Raw genomic sequence first — 18,770 nt, forward strand, 5'->3', positions numbered from 1 at the left:
CTACTACATGGTGGCTGTAGCGGTGGCCCGTAGCAGGGCGTAGGCATTCTCTGTGGGGTCGCAGGTGTGCACAGGCACCACGGTGCGAGCGGGCTCGCCGGGCCGGGGCGTTAGGCCATAGGTGTAGGTCTTATCGTAGTAATCCAGCACCAACTCAACCATGAGGGGAAAGTCACCGGCCTCCACGGCAGCCAGCGCTTGCTGAGTGGCTAGGCCGCCTAGGCGCTTGTGTAGCCGTTCGATAGCGGCAGCGAGCTCAGCGGGGGCTTCGGCGCCGTACTCGGCAGCTAACTTGGCCACGCGGGCAGCGCGGGGCACCTCTAGTACCCAGCGCGGGGCCGTGCGCAGTTGGCCAAACAGAGCCGGCGGAATGGTGAGCCGGCCAATTTGCCGGCTTTCGTCCTCTACCCACACCGGGGCAGCCGTGGGCAGCGTCATCAACGCCGCGGCCAGGTTGTTCTCAAACTGCTCCTGCGTGGGCTGGGCCGGCTGGCCAATAGCTCCAAAAGCCGACCCTTTGTGGTGCGCCAGCCCTTCGAGGTCGAGAACTGGCTGGTTGTGGGGCACGGCCGCTAGGGTGTGCAGCACGTCGGTTTTGCCACTGCCGGTGAGGCCGCCGAGTACCCGCCAGTTGCGCGGGGTTTCGAACGAGGCGAGTACCGTTCGGCGGTATTCTTTGTAGCCCTTGTCGAGCAGGTGCACTTTAAAGCCCGCCAGTTCCAGCAGCCATAGCACCGCGCCACTGCGCATGCCGCCCCGCCAGCAGTGCAGGCGCACTTCCTTGCCTTGGGCCAGCTTCTGCGCCTGCTTCACCATTTCCGACATCTTGGGCCCGAAGAATTCCAGGCCAAGGTGCACGGCGCGCTCCTGGCTCACTTGCTTATAAGTGGTGCCGATGCGGGCCCTTTCCTCGTCGGTGAATAGCGGTAGATTGAGCGCGCCCGGAATGTGCCCCTGGGCAAACTCAATCGGAGCGCGCACGTCGAGAATAGGGTAGGGCAGCGCTTCAAATTCGGCTAACGGATGGCGGGGCATGGCTTTAATTAAGAAGTGACAAAGACGAATGAATACGGAACAGTCGCCTCCCGGTGCGGCCCAATTAAGAATTCCTCCCGCTAAGCTGTCGTTTGTAAAGCTGCACGGTGTTTTCCAGACCCAGGTAGATGGCGTCGCACACCAGCGCGTGCCCAATGCTGACTTCGGCCAGCTCGGGCAGCTGCTGCTGCAGCCAAGCCAGGTTGTCGAGGTCGAGGTCGTGGCCGGCATTTACACCCAACCCCAGCTGCCCAGCGCGCGCTGAGGCAGCTCGGTAGGGGGCCACCGCTTGTTCGCGGTCCGCTAGGTACTGCCGAGCGTAGGCTTCGGTGTAAAGCTCAATGCGGTCGGTGCCAGTTGTTACGGCGGCTTCCACTAAAGCCACCTCAGGGTCGAGGAAGATGCTGACGCGGCAGCCCAGGGCTTTTAGCTCGGCCACTACGTCGCGCAGGTAATCTTGGTGCTTGATAACGTCCCAGCCGGCGTTCGAAGTGATGGCGTCGGGAGCGTCGGGTACCAGCGTCACCTGCTCGGGGCGCACTTCGCGCACTAGGTCCAGAAAATCGGGGGTGGGGTTGCCCTCTACGTTAAGCTCGGTGGTCACAACGGCCTTCAAGTCGCGCACGTCCTGGTAACGGATGTGGCGCTCGTCGGGGCGTGGGTGTACCGTGATGCCCTCGGCCCCGAAGCGCTCAATGTCGCGGGCCGCCTGCAAGATGTCGGGCCGGTTGTGGCCCCGGGCATTGCGCAGGGTGGCCAGTTTGTTGATGTTGACGCTGAGCTTGGTCACAGAAGAGGTAAGAATAGGATGAGACATGCAGTCGCGAAGCACAACCGTTCGACACTTTACGCAAGCCACTTGTTTAGGACTGAGCCCTGCTTGCCGACTAGCCGCCGTAGCTTCGGGGCGAAATTACGCCTCTTGCCTTCCTTGCAAGAAGGAGTGAGGTGCTGTGGCCTCTTATGGTCAGGCCGCGCTTTGCTTCCCCCGGCCTATTGATGACCTTTGCCGAGCCAGTCGTTGCATTCGGGGCATCAGGCACACACGAGCCCGTGGCCGTATACCTCAGCTAACCGCAGCAGTTCATTGCTACAACCGGCATTCTTGCACAAACATCCACGCGCTAACCCGCCAATTCACCACCTCATGCTAAAAGACACCATCGACGCCGCCATCAAGCAAGCCATGCTGGCCAAAGACAAAGTGCGCCTGACTACCCTGCGCAGCATCAAATCGCAGATTATGCTGGCCGAAACCGCCGAAGGCTCCCACGGTGCAGCTCTCACTCCTGAGGCCGAGCTCAAGCTCCTCAACAAGGCCGCCAAGCAGCGCCGCGACGCAGCTGCCATCTACAAAGAGCAGTTTCGCTCCGAGCTGGAAGAAAACGAGCTGGCCGAATTGGCTATCATCGAAGAATTTTTGCCTGCCCAGCTCTCCGATGCCGATTTAGTTGAGCGCTTGGTGCACATCATCCAGCGTGTAGGAGCCCAAGGCCCTTCCGATTTGGGCAAGGTGATGGGCGTAGCCGCTCGCGAGCTGTCTGGCCAAGCCGACGGCAAGCGCATCTCCGACGTTATCAACCACTTGCTCAACAATACCAACTTGTAAGGGCTACCTGTTTGCTTCGCTGATGTGCAGCGCGTTTTGTAACCCGCTTTATAGGCGCATCGGCGAAGCAACTAGGCAGTAAGCTACTATATGACGGCCCTCGATATCCTGCTCTTGCTTCCGCTCGGTATCGGGGCGGTAAAAGGTTTTCGGCGCGGGTTGGTGCTGGAAGTCGTTTCGCTGGTGGCCTTTGTTTTGGCCGTTGTGGGCGGATTGAGCCTGTTATCAGCGGCTGTGCCGCTGGTGCGCCACTACGTGGGCAGCGCTTATGGCTTGTTGCCGTTACTGTCGTTCGCGTTAGTCTTCATAGCCATCATGTGGGGCGTGCACCTGCTCGGCGGCTTACTCAAAACGGCCGTTCATCTCACCCCGCTCGGCGTGCTCGACAATATTCTGGGCGGGGCTGCTGGCGTTGTTAAGTGGGTGTTGGGCCTGAGTTTGTTGCTGCACGGCACACGGTTGGCCGGGTTGCACCTGCTGTCGCCCACCCTCATGGCCGACTCGCAGGTGCTGCCCATTGTGCAGCAAGCCACTCCGCTGGCTCTGCAGCTCACGGGCTATGTGCTGCCCATTGCTCAGGATTTGTTGGCAAAGATTAAAGCCGCGTTTGGCGTGAATTATAAAATTTGAGTGTTGCCATTGTTGCCCCGGCCTCAACATTCAACCCTCAACAACTCAACGTGCGCCTGCTGCTGCTCGATAACTTCGATTCTTTCACCTTCACGCTGGCCGATTACCTGCGCCAGCTGGGAGCCGAAGTGCTGGTACGTCGCAACGACGTGCCCCTGCACGAGCTGCAGGCTCTGAGGTTTGAGGGCATCGTGCTGTCTCCCGGGCCAGGAGCACCCGCGCAGGCCGGAGTGATGCCAGCCGTTATCCAGGCTTATCACCAGCACGTGCCCATGCTGGGCGTGTGCCTGGGCCACCAAGCGTTGGGCGAGTTCTTTGGCGCCACCATCACGCGAGCGGCCCGGCCCATGCACGGCAAAGTAGCTGAGATGCGCTGCGAGGCCGATGGAACCCTTTTTGCGGGGCTTCCGGCTACGCAGTTGGTCACTCGCTACCATTCCCTCATCGTCAGCGAACCCTTGCCGGCGCAGGTGCTGCCCCTAGCCCGCACCACCGGCCCCAACCCCGAGCTAATGGCCCTGCGCCACCGCACATTGCCGCTCTACGGCGTCCAGTTTCACCCCGAAGCCCTGCTTACCCCGCACGGCCTGGCAATTTTGGCCAATTGGCTCCGTTGTTGTATCATTGCCAAAACGCCGGGAATTGACGAGAAACGAGATGGAATTGCGCCGCCAGCACCAGCAAGGGTATGAATACGTAGACGAAGGCCAAGGCCCGGTGCTGCTGCTGTTGCACGGCCTGTTTGGTGCCCTCAGCAACTGGCAAGACGTGGTACAGGAGTTTGCGCCCGACCATCGCGTCATCATTCCCCTACTGCCTATTTATGACATGCCCCTGACCCAGGCCGGCGTGCCGGGCTTGGTAGCGTACGTCGAGGGCTTTGTGGCTACCATGGGCCTCCCTGCCGATTTTACGGTACTAGGTAACTCTCTGGGCGGCCACATCGCCTTGGTTTATACCCTCAAGAATGCCGAGCGGGTCAACCGCTTGGTGCTCACGGGCAGCAGCGGCTTGTTTGAAAACAGCATGGGCGCTTCGTTTCCCAAGCGCGGCAACTATGCTTATGTGCAGGAGCGGGTCGGCTTTACCTTCTACGACCCCACCGTGGCCACCCAGGAACTGGTAGACGAAGTCTTCAACGTGACCAATTCCAACTCCAAGTGCCTGCGCATCATCGCCATTGCCCGCTCCGCCCAGCGGCACAACCTGAGCAAGGAGCTAACCAGAATTGAGGTGCCCGTGCTGCTAGTGTGGGGGCTGAACGATACTATCACTCCGCCACCCGTTGCGCACGAATTTGCACGGTTATTGCCTAATGCCGAACTGCGCTTCCTCGACCATTGTTGCCACGCTCCCATGATGGAGCGGCCCGCGGGCTTCAATGCCTACTTGCGCCGGTTTTTGCGTACTACCGAAACAGCCCCGGCCCTGGCTAGTTAAGTTCTGGTTATCATTCTGCCGGCTCAGTTGTTGTTCACTACTTTACCACCTATTCCAAGGGTGCTAATGCCTTTCCACTATCCTTCCACCAAGCCATTACCTATCCCTTCGCCGCTCATAAACTAATTTAGAATATGCCCGCCCTGCTCGCCGAAGACTTACTCAACGAAATGATTCCGCCCTTGAAAGGCACCGATTCGGCGGGCAAAGCAGCGCGCTGGCTCGATGAATTTCACGTGGCCCAACTGCCCGTGCTTGACAACCGCGTTTACCGCGGCCTCGTCACCGAAGCCGACCTGGCCGACTTCGACAACCCCGAAGCGCTGCTTTCGGAGCTTCCCCTCGGCTACGCCGAAGCCTTCGTGCGCCCCGACCAACACTTTTATCGGGTGATGGAATTGGCCATCGAAAATAAAATTCAGCTCGTGCCCGTGGTTGATGAGCGCCACGAGTATGCCGGGGTTGTGACCATTGCCGATGCCCTAGCTGCTTTTGGGCAGCAGCCTGCCGGTGGCCAAGGCGGCATCATTGTGCTCACGATGGAGGAGCGGGACTATTCCCTCACTCAAATTAGCCGCTACGTCGAAGAAAACAATGCCAAAATCGTCAGTGCCCTCGTGGCGCAGGACGAAGTCGACCCCTACCGCATCCGCCTTACCCTCAAGCTGAATACCGATAACTTAGCCCGCATCACGGCTACCCTCGAGCGTTTTGGGTACGTGGTAACCGCTCAGTTCAATGGCAATGCGGTGGCCAGCGAAGACGAGCAGGAGCGCTACGACGCCCTCTTGCGGTATTTGAATGTCTAGCGCCGGGTGCTAAAAGGTTTATTGACGTTGTGGGTGTTTCTGGCCAGCACTGGCCTGAGCCTTGCTCAGGACGCTGATACGCTAGCCCGTCCCCTGCGTCCCACTGTGGTGCCAGCAGATACGCTGGTCCGGGTTGTTCCCTGCCCAGGCGTAGAGCGTGCTGCGGTTAGCACCATCCTCTTTGCCGGCAATAGCGTTACCAAAGAGCGCATTCTTCGCGCTGAGTTGGATTTCCGGGAAGGCGACACCCTAATGTTGGCTGATTTGAGTGCCCGGCTTGAAGCCAACCGCAGTCGGTTATTCAACCTGCAGCTGTTCCATGCAGTGGTAGCTCAGGCCAGCTGTGCCAGCGGCAGACTCATTGTCGTTTTTGGCGTTCAGGAGCGCTGGTACACGTTCCCCGTACCCATCTTTTCCTTGGCCGACCGTAATCTGCGCTCATGGAGCGAGCGTCCGGACCGTTGGCGCCGAGTCGATTATGGCGTACACGTAGTGCGCAGCAACTTTCGCGGGCGCAACGAGCAAATCATCGCCAACCTGCAACTGGGCTTCAATCGCAAGTACGAGCTGTTTTACGAAGCCCCCGGGCTGGGCACTCACCGCCGCATTGGTTTCGGAGCAGGAGCCTCGTTTTACCAAAGCCGCACCCTTGACTACGTCACCCGTACCGACCGCTTGGTGGCATTGCGAGCCGAGCAAGGCTTTCCCATACAGCGGTTCTATGCTACCGCGGGCCTACGTTTCCGCCATACCGTTCAGTTTCTGACAGCACTCGATGCCTCTTATCACCGCGAGCAAATCAACGATTCTGTCAACTTTTACAACCCCAACTACTACCAGGGCCGTACCCAGCGCGAGTTCCTCGACCTCACCCTGACCAGCACTCGCAACCAGCGCAATACGTTTGCTTACCCGCTCACGGGGCAGTATGCTCAGGCCCGGCTCACGCACCGCGTTTTCCTGGACAATACTACCCCCAGCCTTACCACTCTACGGCTTAAGTATGCCCGTTACGTGCCACTGGGCCGCGAGTTTTACTACGCGGCAGGGGTCAGCGGCCAAGCCCGCCTCACCCGCCATTTGGCCTATGCCGATTCGCGGGCTCTAGGCTACGAAGACTTGGTGCGGGGCTACGACGAGTACGTAATTGACGGCCGCCACTATGGACTGTTGCAGCAAGGACTCTCTTATCGCCTGTTCCATCCCGAGCCGGTTCGGCTGCCATCGGTCAGCAACGCGAAAATCAACACCATCCCTTTAGCCGTCTACCTGAATATCTTTGCCGATGCGGGCTACGTAGTCAGCTCTAATGTTTTACCCGAAAACCGCCTTCCTAACCACTTCCTCAGCGCTATTGGTCTTGGCCTGCACCTTGTCACGTACTACGACCGGGTATTTACCGCCGAGTATACCTTGAACGGACTGGGCCAAACCGGTTATTTCTTCCGAGCCGAATTCCCGATTTAACAGTCTTGCCGCGCTCGGTTAGTTATTTATTTGTTACGTAATAGTCCTTTCCATTACGTAATCTGCTTTCCTTATCTGCATGAAAATCGCCATTCTCGGCAAGCCTTTCGACGACGAAGCCGCTCCGGCTATCCAGGCATTGTTCGATGACTTGGCCGCTCGCCGGGCCGAGGTGCGCATTGGCGAAGCCTATAGGGTCTTCCTTAGCAACCGCATTCGCCTGCCCGAAGGCACCACCGAGTTTCGCCGTGGCGACTCGCTACGTGGCGTGCAGTTCGTGCTCAGCATTGGCGGCGACGGCACCCTCCTGGACACGGTTACTTATGTGGGCAGCCTCCAGATTCCAATTTTAGGCATTCACACCGGGCGGCTTGGCTTCCTGGCCACCATCACCCCCGACCGCATTGCCCAGGCCATCGATGCGCTCTACAAGGGCCACTTCAACATCGAAGAACGGAGCCTGATTCGTGTCGACACCGACCCGGACGTATTTGGCAGCCTCAACTTTGGCTTGAACGAATTCAGCGTGCTCAAGCGCGACACTTCGTCCATGATTGTCGTGCACACCTATATCGACGGGGAATACCTCAACTCCTATTGGGCCGATGGCTTGGTCGTGGCCACGCCCACTGGTTCCACTGGGTACTCATTGAGCTGCGGAGGGCCCGTTATGCTGCCGCAGACCAACAATTTTATCATTGCCCCCGTATGCCCCCACAATTTGAATGTGCGCCCTCTCGTGGTGTCAGACCAGAGTGTGATTTCCTTTGAAATTGAAGGACGAAGTACGAGCTATATGCTGGCCCTTGATTCACGCTCCCTGCCCGTAGAAGCCTCCGTTCAAATTGCCGTCCGCCGTGAAACGTTCAATGCGCGCTTGGTTAAGCTCAACCATGTCAACTTTCTCAGTACCTTGCGCAGTAAGCTCAATTGGGGCCTTGACCGCCGAAATCCAGCCGGTATACAATTGTAACTAGACTATTTCTCGTCTAAAAATTTTCACAAAGTTTTTTTAGTTCCCGATAACGCCTACTTTTGTCACTGTCTGAAACTGCGCATTATCTGTGCCGCCCATAACAATCGAACTTAGCATCATCATTTTTGCTGCCTTATGAAAAATATTTTCACATATTCTACGGCCTTTGTGCTCGGTTTGGCCCTAGTGGCGACGCCGGAAGCAAATGCTCAGCAGTTCAGTAAGCGGAAACAATATAACTCCGTGGGCTTTAGCCTCAACGCCCTAAACTATTTTGGTGATGTTACCCCAAGCACTAGCTTCGCTAGCTTACGCTTCGGCGCAACGCGTGTGGGGGCAGGTGTTTCCATCACCCGTCGATTTTATCCTCGTCTCTCAGGCCGTTTTGGCCTTTCTTATGGTCGCATCACCGGCGATGACGCTTTAGCAGCAGACGAAGCAGGCGCGGACTCTAGGTTCCGGTATAACCGCAACATGAGCTTCCGCAACGATATCCTGGAGGCTTCTGCGGTCGCAGTTTTCGACCTGATTGAAAACCGGAACAACTACCTCAAGCGTCCTGACTTTGTACCTTATGTATTCGCCGGCGTTGCAGGCTTCTACCATAATCCGAAAGGCCTTGTAGGTCCTAACGACTTGGGGTTGAGCGAAGGACAATATATTGCCTTAGCAGACTTGAAGACCGAAGGACAAGCTAGTTCTTATAGCAAGGTTAACGTTTCTATTCCTTTCGGTGGTGGTATCCGCTACCGCATCAACCGGAACTTTGATGCTAGCTTGGAAGTTGGCTGGCGCAAAACCTTTACCGATTACATTGATGATGTAGGTGGCAAATATGCAGGTGCGCAAGCCCTCGCAGGTGGCTCACCCGCGCAACGGTACTTCGGCCGCGAAATCACTAGAAACCGTACGGCATTTCCTGGGTTCGATGACGCTGGTTCCCAACGTGGCGATGCAGGCAATAGAACCGACTGGTACATCGTTACCGGTGTCACCTTGAACTACATCTTGACTCCCCGCATCAAGAACCCCAAGTTCCGCTAGCGTACTTTGCTGGCTGATTTTATACCTTACAGTCAGTTTGAATGACAAATTCTGTTTTCCAGAGCGCACTCCTCGTTTGCCTTATGCAAGCGGGGAGTGCGTTTTTTTGCCCAATTACTAAAGCGCAAACCGCCACTGCTACTGCTACTACCCAAACAACTAGCGAAGTTGGGATTGGCATTGGTGCTACCAACTATCGGGGCGAAGTCTCTCCCGAATATCAGTTCCAGAACAATCGGCCGGCGCTCACTGCATTCTACCGCAGAGACGTGTCAGTGCCTATCACCTTGCGTGGTGGCATAACGGCGGGGTTTCTGCGAGCTGCCGACGACAATGTTGTGGGGGTGAATGGAGGGGTACCACCCTTACAGAACTACCGGCAGGTTAATACCAAAGGTGGTTTAGTGGAGGCCTCCGCTGTAATGGAATACAACTTTCTAGACTACCGTAATCGGACGGCTAAGATTCACTTCACCCCCTACTTGTTTGTGGGAGTGGCAGCATTTTATGCCAATACTTCCACCGTGACCAATAACCCGGTTTTGGAAGGCGATTTCAATCGGCAGGGGGCCATGCTGGGCTTTTCCATACCGGCAGGGGTAGGTTTCAAATATGCGCTGTCGAAACACATCAACCTTGGGTTAGAGACTGGGGTGCGCAAAGCCTTCACCGATAATTTAGACCACTTGTCGGACCAAGACCCACTTCTGGTAAACCCTCATACTCAAGATTGGTATTATTATAGCGGCATTAGTCTGTCATATACCTTCTACAAAATACTGTGCCCTGACCAGTATAAGAAGGATAGTCAGCTGTTAAAGTAGTAGTTACGCCAGAAGCGTATGGCTTATCAGTAAATAGAAGTTTCTGCTTGTCTGCAGATGCTTGGGAGGTGTTGGCAGCAGCTAAATGCAACCATTTCCGTAACTTGCGTCCTCTTTTAGCGAAACCGCAAAGATGACCGGCAAGGCCGATATTGATACTCAAAATATTCCCGCCCACGTGGCCGTTATCATGGATGGTAACGGACGCTGGGCCAAGCAGCGGGGGGGCTTGCGCGTCTTTGGGCACCAAAGCGCCATTACAGCCGTGCGCGAGACCGTGGAGGAGGCTGCCGAACTCGGCGTGCGTTACCTGACACTGTACGCTTTTTCAACTGAGAACTGGAATCGTCCGGCACTCGAGGTGATGGCGTTGATGCAGCTGTTGGTGCATACCATCCGCCAAGAGACGGCTACACTGCTCAAGAACAGCATTCGGTTGGAAGCCATTGGGGACATCAGCACGCTGCCGGCCAACTGCCGGCGCGAACTGGCCGAAGCCATGGAACTAACCAAAGCAGGCAACCGCATGACACTGGTGTTGGCCCTGAGCTACAGTGGGCGCTGGGACTTGACGCAAGCGGCTAAGCGCTTGGCTGCCGATGTAGCCAGTGGCCAGCTTCAGCCTGCGAACATCACCGAGGGTACGATAGCCAATTACTTGGTAACGGCTAACATGCCCGACCCGGAATTACTCATTCGAACCAGTGGCGAGCAGCGCATTAGCAACTTTCTGCTGTGGCAGTTAGCTTATACTGAACTTTACATCACCGATTTGCTGTGGCCTGATTTCCGGAAAGAACATTTTCAGGAAGCTATTCGGGCTTATCAGCGCCGGGAGCGCCGATTCGGTAAAACCAGCGAGCAAATCGCTGTATCTTAAATATTTGTAATGATTATTGTGCGTAGTTTCTTCGTAAGATGTGTGCTGGTCCTCTCGTTGCTGGGGGGAGGGCTTGCCAGCCCGGTTTTGGCGCAACAGGGCGCTGCGGGCTCGATTGACGAGCCCAAGAAGTACGTGCTGGGAGGCATTACGGTAAGCGGTTCTCGCTACCTTGACCCCAACACCCTCATTGGCCTGACGGGCCTCCGGATAGGCGACGCTATTTCGATTCCGGGCGAGGAAATTGGTAAATCCATTCGCAAGCTCTGGGCGCAAGGCATTCTGGGAGATGTGAGCGTGACCATCGCCCGTACCGAAGGCAATAAAATCTTCCTTGACTACAACCTCAAGGAACGTCCTCGCTTGTCCAAGTTTACTTTCACGGGTATTCGCAAAGGCCAAACGGAGGACCTTACCAAAAAGATTACCCTGATTCGTGGCAAGGTGGTTACCGATGCCTTGCTGAACAACACCCGGACGCAGGTTCGCAAGTTCTATGTGAACAAGGGCTATCTGGATGCCAAAGTCAATATCATGCAGGTGCCGGACTCTTCTCTGTCTAATAGCGTGGCGTTGCGCATCGATGTAGACAAGGGCGCTAAAGTGCGCATTCATGACATTGCCTTCGAAGGCAACACTGCGTTTTCGGACCGCAAGCTGAAGGGCAAGCTCAAAAAGACCAAGGAACGGAAGTGGTACAAGATTCTCACTCCCGCCAAGTTCCAGCGTAGCGAGTACGAAGAGGATAAGAAAAGCCTGGTGGAGTTCTACAATGCAGAGGGTTATCGCGATGCTACCATTGTGAGCGATACGCTGGTGCGTGATGCCGAAGGACTTGCATTGCGCATCACCGTCGATGAAGGGCCGAAATACTATTTCCGCCACATCACCTGGAACGGTAACTACCTCTACGACGATAAAACCCTAGCCAATGTACTTGGCATCAAGCCGGGCAGCCCATACAGCAAGGAGATTCTCGATAAGCGCCTGAATTACAATCCTACCGGACAGGACATCTCTTCGCTGTACCTCAACGACGGCTACCTCTTCTTTACCATTGACCCGGTAGAAACCAAAGTAGAGGGCGATTCAATTGATATTGAGATGCGCTTGAGCGAGGGTGTACAGGCACACATCAAAGACATCAACATCTCGGGCAATACCAAAACCAGCGACCACGTGCTGCGCCGCACCCTGCGCACGCTTCCCGGTGACAAATTCAACCGCGAGCTTCTTATCCGCTCGCAGCGTGAAATCGCAACTTTGGGCTACTTCGACCCGGAGAAGATTGGCATCAACCCCATTCCAAATCCAGTGGATGGCACCGTAGACATTAACTACACTGTAGTTGAGAAGCCCTCTGACCAGGTTACGCTATCTGGTGGCTGGGGCGGATTCGCAGGTTTCATTGGCACCGTAGGACTGGTTTTCAATAACTTCTCGATGCGGAAGGCCGGTACCCTCCGCAACTGGACGCCCGTGCCATCGGGTGATGGCCAGCGTTTGGCTCTGAATATTCAAGCCAATGGCGTTCAGTACCAAGCTTACTCGCTCTCGTTTACGGAGCCCTGGTTGGGTGGCCGTCGACCCAACTCTTTCTCCTTTAGCCTAAACCACAGCATTCAGCGTTTGGGACAGGCTTTGGACGCCTCCACAAGCAGCTTTATCAAGGTAAACAGTGCCTCAATAGGTTTGGGACGGCAATTGCGTGTGCCAGATGACTATTTCACCCTGAGCAATTCGCTTTCGCTAAGCCAGTACCAGACGCAGAATTACAACCTGATTCCTGGCTTCGCTACGGGTTTTGCTACCAACATCACATTTAACACGACGCTGGCCCGTAACAGCATCGACAACCCTACTTATACCCGTCGGGGTTCAGCACTCAGCCTGAGCCTGAACTTGACGCCGCCTTACTCGCTGTTAAACCCGAACCACCCCAATACCAGCCAGCTGATTGAATTTCACAAGTGGATGTTCGACGCGTCGTGGTTTACCCCCATTGTGGGCAAACTGGTGCTCAATACCCGCGCCCACTTTGGCTTCTTGGGCACTTACAGTGCCAACCGTCAGATTGGTCCCTTTGAACGGTTCAAAATGGGTGGAGCAGGCTTAGGTAATAACGGCGGAGGTAACTTTCTGGTTGGCACCGACTTTGTCGGGTTGCGCGGCTACGACGACCCCAACGCTACGTTTGCCATCCCTACCGCTCAAGATAGGCAAGCGGGTGGTATAGCTTTCAACAAGTACGTGTTGGAGATGCGCTACCCTGTCAGCCTTAACCCGGCAGCTACAGTTTATGTGCTGGCATTTGCTGAGGCTGGTAACGCTTACGATTCTTACCGGAATTACAACCCGTACAAGCTCTACCGTTCGGCTGGCGTAGGTGCTCGAATATTCATGTCGGCATTCGGTTTGCTAGGGTTTGACTTTGGCCATGGTTTCGACCAGGTTATTCCGACTGTGCCTAACGCTGGCAAGCAGGACCCCAATCACTTTCACTTCATTATTGGACAGCAAATTCGCTAGTCGGGCACTAGCAGGCAGCATTTCACGTTTCCTCAGCTATGAAGATTTTCCGTGGCCTGCTGGCCTTATTGTTGCTAAGTGTAGCGTCTGAAGCTCAAGCACAGAAATTTGGTTGGGTCGATACGGAGTTCATCATGGCCAAAATGCCTGAGTACGCCAAAGCCCAACTCGAATTGAACACGTTCTCCGAAACGTGGCAAAAGGAAATCGAGGCACAGAAGAAAGACCTCGACAAGATGTACCGCAACTACAGCGCGGAGGAAGTGGTGCTAACCGAGCCCATGAAGAAGAAGCGCCAAGACGAAATCCTGAAGAAGGAACAAGACATCAAGGCGTACCAAAACAAGCAGTTTGGCTACGAAGGCCAGATATTTAAGAAGCGCCAGGAGCTGAATAAGCCCGTTCAGGACAAGGTTTTTGAAGCAGTGGAAAAAGTCGCTAAAAAGAAGCAGCTTGCTGTGCTCTTCGATAAATCTGGCGATTTGACCATGCTTTATACCAACCCAGCGCACGATTACACGGAATTTGTGTTAGAAGAACTAGGCCTTGGTGCCGAGGACCGCAACCAGCCTGGCCCGAAAGGAACCGTAAAAACCGTGGCTCCGCCCCAAACGCCCGTCGACCCTAATTTTGAGTCTGACTCGGGTGCTCCCGAGCCAGCTGCCAATGGCAAACCAGCTTTGAAACCCAAAACTGCTCGCCCAAGCAAGAAGAACTTGAAGTAATTACCTTTGTCTTAATATTTTTCTGACCTTTTTTCTTTTTGATGAACCTCGTGAAAATCTTTCGTCTGACGCTCGCCGCTGCTCTGCTCACCGCCGGAACCCTGGCTACCACTTCTGCGCAGGCCCAGGCCCCTTTGAAAATTGGCTACACCGACGTACAGTATGTGCTGGCCCAGATGCCCGAAAGCAAGCAGATTGAATCTGACCTGAAAGCTTACAATACCCAACTGGAAGGCCAGTTGAGAAGCAAGTCGGGTGAGCTGGAAGCCAAATACAAAGCGTATCAGCAAGGTGAAGCCACCATGACGGACATCGTGAAGGCTGACAAGCAGAAGGAAATGCAGAACATGCAGCAGTCCATCCAGGAATTCCAGCGCAGCGCGGAGCAGTCGCTGCAGCAGAAGCAGCAGACCCTGCTGAAGCCTGCCCTCGACAAGCTGCAAAAGAACATCGATGCGGTAGCCGAAGAAAATGGCTTCACCTACGTGTTCAACTCGGATGGTGGCGGAAGCCCGCTGTTGTTGCACGCTCCCAAGGATGGCGATATCTCTGACTTGGTGCTGAAGAAAATGGGCATCACGCCTGGCGCAGCTGCTACCATCAAATCGGGCCCGACTACTGCTCCGGCCACGGCTCCTGCGGTTCCTGTTAACAGCAAGACCAAAACCAAAACCAAGAAATAAGCGGCAACTTGCCGCACAGTAGCGAAAAGCCGGAGCAGTTGCTTCGGCTTTTTTCGTGCATCAATACCCAAGTATGATAAGCAACAAACTAGACGCTAAGGATTTAGAGGGAGCCGATTTAGACGCTGCAGAGCTAGGCGACGAACTTTACGAGCATCATCGCATTGTGGTCGATAAAGGGCAGGAACTGCTACGCATCGATAAGTTTTTGCTGGGGCGTTTGCGCAATACCTCGCGCAACAAGGTGCAAGAAGCCATTCGGGCGCTGGCAGTCGAGGTGAACGGCGCCCCCGTGAAACCCAACTATCGGGTGAAGCCTCAGGATACCATTACCATCACGCTACCAGAGCCTCCTCATGAAGGCAAAGTGGTGCCCGAAGAGATGCCCCTGGATATCCGATATGAGGATGCTGAGCTTCTTATTGTGAACAAGCCTGCCGGGTTGGTGGTACACCCCGCCTACGGCCACTGGCAAGGCACGCTGGTGAATGGCTTAGCGCATCACTTGGCCAACTTGCCTACTGGCCGCAATGGTGAAATCAGGCCTGGATTGGTGCACCGAATTGACAAGGACACTTCGGGCTTACTGGTTATTGGCAAAACCGAGTTTGCCATGACGCATCTTTCGTTGCAATTCTTTCACCATACTATCAAGCGTAGCTATTTAGCGTTGGTTTGGGGGACGCCACCGGGCCCGACGGGCACTATTCGGGGTAATATTGGCCGCAGCCTGCGCGACCGCAAGGTGCAGGCGGTATATCCTGGCGGAGAGCAAGGCAAGCCCGCTGTGACGCATTATGAAGTGCTGGAGAGCTTTGGGCCGGTCACGCTGTTGCGCTGCGTGCTGGAAACGGGCCGTACCCACCAGATTCGGGCACATATGCAATACCTTGGCCACCCCTTATTCTCAGATGCGACCTACGGTGGCGACCGCATTCGGGTAGGCCAGAACACGGGCACTTACCGGGCTTTCGTAGAGAATGCCTTTCAGCTAATGCCGCGTCAGGCATTGCATGCCCTTTCGCTGGGGTTTGTACACCCTACTTCGGGAGAACAAATTTACTTTGAGGCCGAGCTGCCCGAAGACTTCGCAATTGTGCTTGCGAAATGGCGCAATTGGGCCGGATAAAAAAGTTTATTCCAAACAAAAGCCCCGATGCAGCTGCATCGGGGCTTTTGTTTGGAATGGAACAAGTACAGGCTACTTCTTCTTGGCTGGGGCCTTCCTGGGAGCAGCAGCACTAGGCTTGGCTTTAAGGATGCTGATGTTGTTGGCAGCACCTTTATTGCCTGGGTCCAGTACCAGAACTTGCTCGAAGTAATTCAAGGCAGCTGATTTGTCGCCTTTCTGGAAGTTATATACACCCAGATAACCGTTGGCTTCTACTACGCCTTCTTTGAACTTAGTAGGGTCGGCACCTTCAGCTTTCGACAGCTCAATGTACTTCTCGTAGTAAGGCTTAGCTAAGCCTTTTTTGGCTTCAGGGTCAAGGTTAGAATTCACCTGCGCCCGAGCCAAGTAGCCAGGAGCGTAAGTAGGACGCGCGGTCAGGATGATGTTGTAAACACTGTCGGCCTGTGTGAACTGCTTGTTGCCAGTATAAGCCGTAGCGAGACGGAACTGGTCGGTGAGGTCACCATTACAGCTGGTCAGCTTGTACTTATACACGCTCACAGCACCTTTGTAGTCCTTCTGGTTGGCGTAGATGGACGCCAAGTCGTTCTGGAAGTCGCAAGCTTTGGAAGGGTCCTTGGCAATAATCTGTTTAATCATGCCAATAGCTTCGGGGCCACGGCCCGTCTTGCTCATGATTTTGGCTTGGTAAGCGTAGTCTTCCGAAATAATCTTGTCGGCAGGAGCAAGCTTCATGTACGTGTCCATGGCCGTGCCAGCCCCGGCAAAGTCGCCGGTTTCATACAGCAAGTAAGGGCGCAGGCGGTTCATCGTAAGGTTGTTGGGGTCGCTCTGCAACACTTTGTTCACCTCGGCCAAAGATTCAGGATACTTCTTGGTCAGGTACAGGAACGAAGCATATTGTGCGTCGGTGGCCGGCGATTTTTCAGCCAGGCCGATGTACTTCTGGAAGCTTTCCAAGGCCAGGTCGTACTGACCAGCGTAGTAGTACATGTCAGCCAACTCCCGGTGAGCGGGGGCATAGCTGGGGTCAAGCTCAATAGCTTTGTTGAGGCTTTCGCGGGCAGCGTTGTAGTTACGCGAACGAACGTTTAACGCGCCTTTCTTATAGTAAGCCTGGGCGTAGCTAGGATTGGCGTTAATAGCACGGTCGTAGCTGCTCATTGCCTCTCCACCACCTTGGTCCGACTGCAAGTAAACATCGCCCCGCGCTACCATCAGCGCCGGTTCGTCTTTCTTGTTCAGCGTTTGTGCAGCGTTGATGTATGTTTGGACTTTGCCGGTGTTTTTGATGTTCGACTCGCCATACGCCTGCGCAATCATGGTGAGCAGTTTGGCGTCTTTGTTCTTAGTTGCCTTTACAGCTGCATCAAATTGTGCTTCGGCAGGACCCACCTCGCCTTTGGCGAGCAAGGCACGGCCAGCAGCTACCTGACCAAAAGGGGAGGTGCCGGATGCGCGGTTGAAGTAAAAAGCAGCTGAGTCGGGCATCTCGCGCTTCGCGTAGAGGCGGCCCAGTTCATAGGCAGCTTCGGGCGAAGAACCGGGGCGCAATGCAGCACGGGCTTCGTTGTAGCGGCCGAGCTCAATGGCGCGTTGGGCGGATTGCACGTTTTGGGCGGTGGCCGCCGTAGTGCCAGCTACCATTGCAATGGCAACGAGCAGCGGCTGTTTCCAGGGCTTGAAACTCATAGGAAGAAAAAAAGATTGAAAAGCGGTAATGAAAAGTGGGTACGCAGGCAGGGCGATTACAGTTTAGGAGTCGTAATAATACGAGCCTGCATTTGAGCGGGCATCAATCCCGATTTTTGGAAAATGAGCTGCCCGTTTTTGCCTGCCATGAAAGATGCAAACCCCGTGCCCAACCCCACACGGGCCTCACGGCTGATTATGTAAAGGTGGCGACGTAGCGGGTAATTCTGCAAGTCGGGATATTCTGCCAGTTGGGCGGCTGTTTTTTCAGCCAAATAAACTTGATAAGGTTGGATGTAGTCGTCGGGCTTGGGATTGGGCCGGGCCGTGATTCGGGCCACTCGCACCTTGTTGGCGAACTTCATCGCTGCGGGGTCGTCCCGGTCCGAAATCCAGTTTACGCCCACAATGCCAATGGCATTCGGATGCGTCGCAACATAATCAAGAAGAGCAGGGTTCGAGTTGGCCGCAAAAACCCGGGTTGTCAGGGTTGCGCCACGCGTCACCGAGTCGCGCACGAAACGCGCGGTGCTGCTGCGGTTGGCATCAAAAACAACATTAATGGCCGACAGACCTTTTTTGCCGCTTACTTGCTGCCAATTGGTGGCCTTGCCAGTGAAGATATCCGCCAGTTGGGCCACTGTCAACAAAGAATCGGGGTTGCTGCGGTTCAGCACAATAGCTAATCCGTCAGTCCCGATGTGGGTGATGCGCGGGGTAATGGTCTGCTTAACAAAGTCAGCCTTTTCCTCAGCATTGAGCTGACGCGAGACCACCGCCACTTTCACCTTGTCATTGATAAGGTCTAAGAATACCTTTTCTTCCGGTTGGAAGCTCATTTTCAGGTGCGCATTCGGATAGAGCTTCGAGAAGGTGTCTACCTGCGCTTGTAAAATAGGAGCGAAGGTTTCGTCCACGCTCACAGCTATCGTACCACTAGTGGGCGTGTCTTGCGCACCCGGGGTGCCGGGGCCATTGCAAGCCACAACCGCTAGAACTCCGGCTAGAAGAGCGCTGCCTGAGGAAAGTAAGTATGCGCGCTTATTCATGGTCATCAGAAGGAGTTTTTTTGCGAAAATGCACGTGGTAGGCTCGGCCAAATCGCACGAGTCCGTAGAGTATGAACACCGAGCCTAGTACCCGGCGAGCATTGGTGCCCATATTAATAATACCTCCATCGGAAGGTTCATGAGCCGATACCCATAGCCAAACACCCAGCCCTACATACACTAAGGCCATGAAAAGGACAAAGTAATGTACCAATCGTTGGGGAGACTTGCCGAGTCGTTCTT

At 55.1% G+C, this 18,770-nt stretch carries 18 protein-coding genes; 14 read left to right on the forward strand and 4 right to left on the reverse strand.

Features of this window, described 5'->3' with window-relative positions; genetic code table 11:
- Window positions 1-3: 3 nt before the first annotated feature.
- A complete protein-coding gene (gene mnmH / locus BMZ66_RS10990; RefSeq protein ID WP_092672444.1) occupies window positions 4-1,035 on the reverse strand; it encodes a tRNA 2-selenouridine(34) synthase MnmH in 1,032 nt (343 codons plus the stop codon).
- 64 nt (window positions 1,036-1,099) lie between these two features.
- Window positions 1,100-1,825, reverse strand: coding sequence for a pyridoxine 5'-phosphate synthase (locus BMZ66_RS10995; RefSeq protein WP_092672447.1), 726 nt, complete (start codon window positions 1,823-1,825; stop codon window positions 1,100-1,102).
- Between the two features lie 357 nt (window positions 1,826-2,182).
- On the opposite strand from BMZ66_RS10995, the gene BMZ66_RS11000 reads away from it, so the two are divergent.
- The 14 genes from BMZ66_RS11000 to BMZ66_RS11065 all read left to right on the forward strand — a co-directional run bounded on the left by BMZ66_RS11000 (window position 2,183) and on the right by BMZ66_RS11065 (window position 15,780).
- A complete protein-coding gene (locus tag BMZ66_RS11000) occupies window positions 2,183-2,644 on the forward strand; it encodes a GatB/YqeY domain-containing protein (protein ID WP_092672450.1) in 462 nt (153 codons plus the stop codon).
- A 90-nt stretch (window positions 2,645-2,734) separates the two neighbouring features.
- Entirely contained in the window at window positions 2,735-3,274 is a 540-nt protein-coding gene (locus BMZ66_RS11005) for a CvpA family protein (protein WP_092672453.1), read from the forward strand.
- Window positions 3,271-3,966, forward strand: coding sequence for an anthranilate synthase component II (locus BMZ66_RS11010; protein ID WP_304608023.1), 696 nt, complete (start codon window positions 3,271-3,273; stop codon window positions 3,964-3,966). The genes BMZ66_RS11005 and BMZ66_RS11010 overlap by 4 nt, the downstream gene beginning before the upstream one ends.
- Window positions 3,932-4,714, forward strand: a complete 783-nt coding sequence (locus tag BMZ66_RS11015) for an alpha/beta fold hydrolase (protein ID WP_092672459.1) — start codon at window positions 3,932-3,934, stop codon at window positions 4,712-4,714. The genes BMZ66_RS11010 and BMZ66_RS11015 overlap by 35 nt, the downstream gene beginning before the upstream one ends.
- 134 nt (window positions 4,715-4,848) lie before the next feature.
- Window positions 4,849-5,523 carry a CBS domain-containing protein gene (locus tag BMZ66_RS11020; protein WP_092672462.1) on the forward strand — a complete coding sequence of 225 codons (675 nt, stop codon included), beginning with the start codon at window positions 4,849-4,851 and terminating at the stop codon, window positions 5,521-5,523.
- A gap of 6 nt (window positions 5,524-5,529) precedes the next feature.
- Window positions 5,530-6,990: a BamA/TamA family outer membrane protein gene (locus BMZ66_RS11025; RefSeq protein ID WP_092672465.1), complete on the forward strand. Its 1,461-nt coding sequence runs from the start codon at window positions 5,530-5,532 to the stop codon at window positions 6,988-6,990.
- Window positions 6,991-7,069: 79 nt separating this feature from the next.
- Window positions 7,070-7,963, forward strand: coding sequence for an NAD kinase (locus BMZ66_RS11030; RefSeq protein WP_092672468.1), 894 nt, complete (start codon window positions 7,070-7,072; stop codon window positions 7,961-7,963).
- A 138-nt stretch (window positions 7,964-8,101) separates the two neighbouring features.
- The gene (locus BMZ66_RS11035) at window positions 8,102-9,010 is read left to right on the forward strand and encodes a DUF6089 family protein (RefSeq protein ID WP_092672470.1); all 909 of its coding nucleotides are present in this window, start codon (window positions 8,102-8,104) and stop codon (window positions 9,008-9,010) included.
- Window positions 9,011-9,051: 41 nt separating this feature from the next.
- Entirely contained in the window at window positions 9,052-9,834 is a 783-nt protein-coding gene (porG, locus tag BMZ66_RS11040) for a type IX secretion system protein PorG (RefSeq protein ID WP_092672472.1), read from the forward strand.
- A 133-nt stretch (window positions 9,835-9,967) separates the two neighbouring features.
- Window positions 9,968-10,714, forward strand: a complete 747-nt coding sequence (uppS, locus tag BMZ66_RS11045; protein WP_092672475.1) for an undecaprenyl pyrophosphate synthase — start codon at window positions 9,968-9,970, stop codon at window positions 10,712-10,714.
- A 9-nt stretch (window positions 10,715-10,723) separates the two neighbouring features.
- On the forward strand, window positions 10,724-13,243 hold the full coding sequence (bamA, locus tag BMZ66_RS11050; RefSeq protein WP_092672478.1) for an outer membrane protein assembly factor BamA: 2,520 nt from the start codon (window positions 10,724-10,726) through the stop codon (window positions 13,241-13,243).
- Window positions 13,244-13,281: 38 nt separating this feature from the next.
- Entirely contained in the window at window positions 13,282-13,968 is a 687-nt protein-coding gene (locus BMZ66_RS11055) for an OmpH/Skp family outer membrane protein (protein ID WP_092672482.1), read from the forward strand.
- Between the two features lie 41 nt (window positions 13,969-14,009).
- A complete protein-coding gene (locus tag BMZ66_RS11060) occupies window positions 14,010-14,651 on the forward strand; it encodes an OmpH/Skp family outer membrane protein (protein ID WP_092672485.1) in 642 nt (213 codons plus the stop codon).
- Between the two features lie 73 nt (window positions 14,652-14,724).
- Window positions 14,725-15,780 carry an RluA family pseudouridine synthase gene (locus BMZ66_RS11065; protein ID WP_092672488.1) on the forward strand — a complete coding sequence of 352 codons (1,056 nt, stop codon included), beginning with the start codon at window positions 14,725-14,727 and terminating at the stop codon, window positions 15,778-15,780.
- 72 nt (window positions 15,781-15,852) lie between these two features.
- On the opposite strand, the gene BMZ66_RS11070 is transcribed toward BMZ66_RS11065, so the two are convergent.
- Together BMZ66_RS11070 and BMZ66_RS11075 are read right to left on the reverse strand one after the other, a co-directional pair.
- Window positions 15,853-17,478, reverse strand: a complete 1,626-nt coding sequence (locus tag BMZ66_RS11070; protein WP_092672491.1) for a tetratricopeptide repeat protein — start codon at window positions 17,476-17,478, stop codon at window positions 15,853-15,855.
- A 56-nt stretch (window positions 17,479-17,534) separates the two neighbouring features.
- Window positions 17,535-18,533, reverse strand: coding sequence for a PstS family phosphate ABC transporter substrate-binding protein (locus BMZ66_RS11075; RefSeq protein WP_369407592.1), 999 nt, complete (start codon window positions 18,531-18,533; stop codon window positions 17,535-17,537).
- Window positions 18,534-18,770 lie beyond the last annotated feature (237 nt).

Source organism: Hymenobacter arizonensis (assembly GCF_900115775.1).
GTDB classification, from domain to species: domain Bacteria; phylum Bacteroidota; class Bacteroidia; order Cytophagales; family Hymenobacteraceae; genus Hymenobacter; species Hymenobacter arizonensis.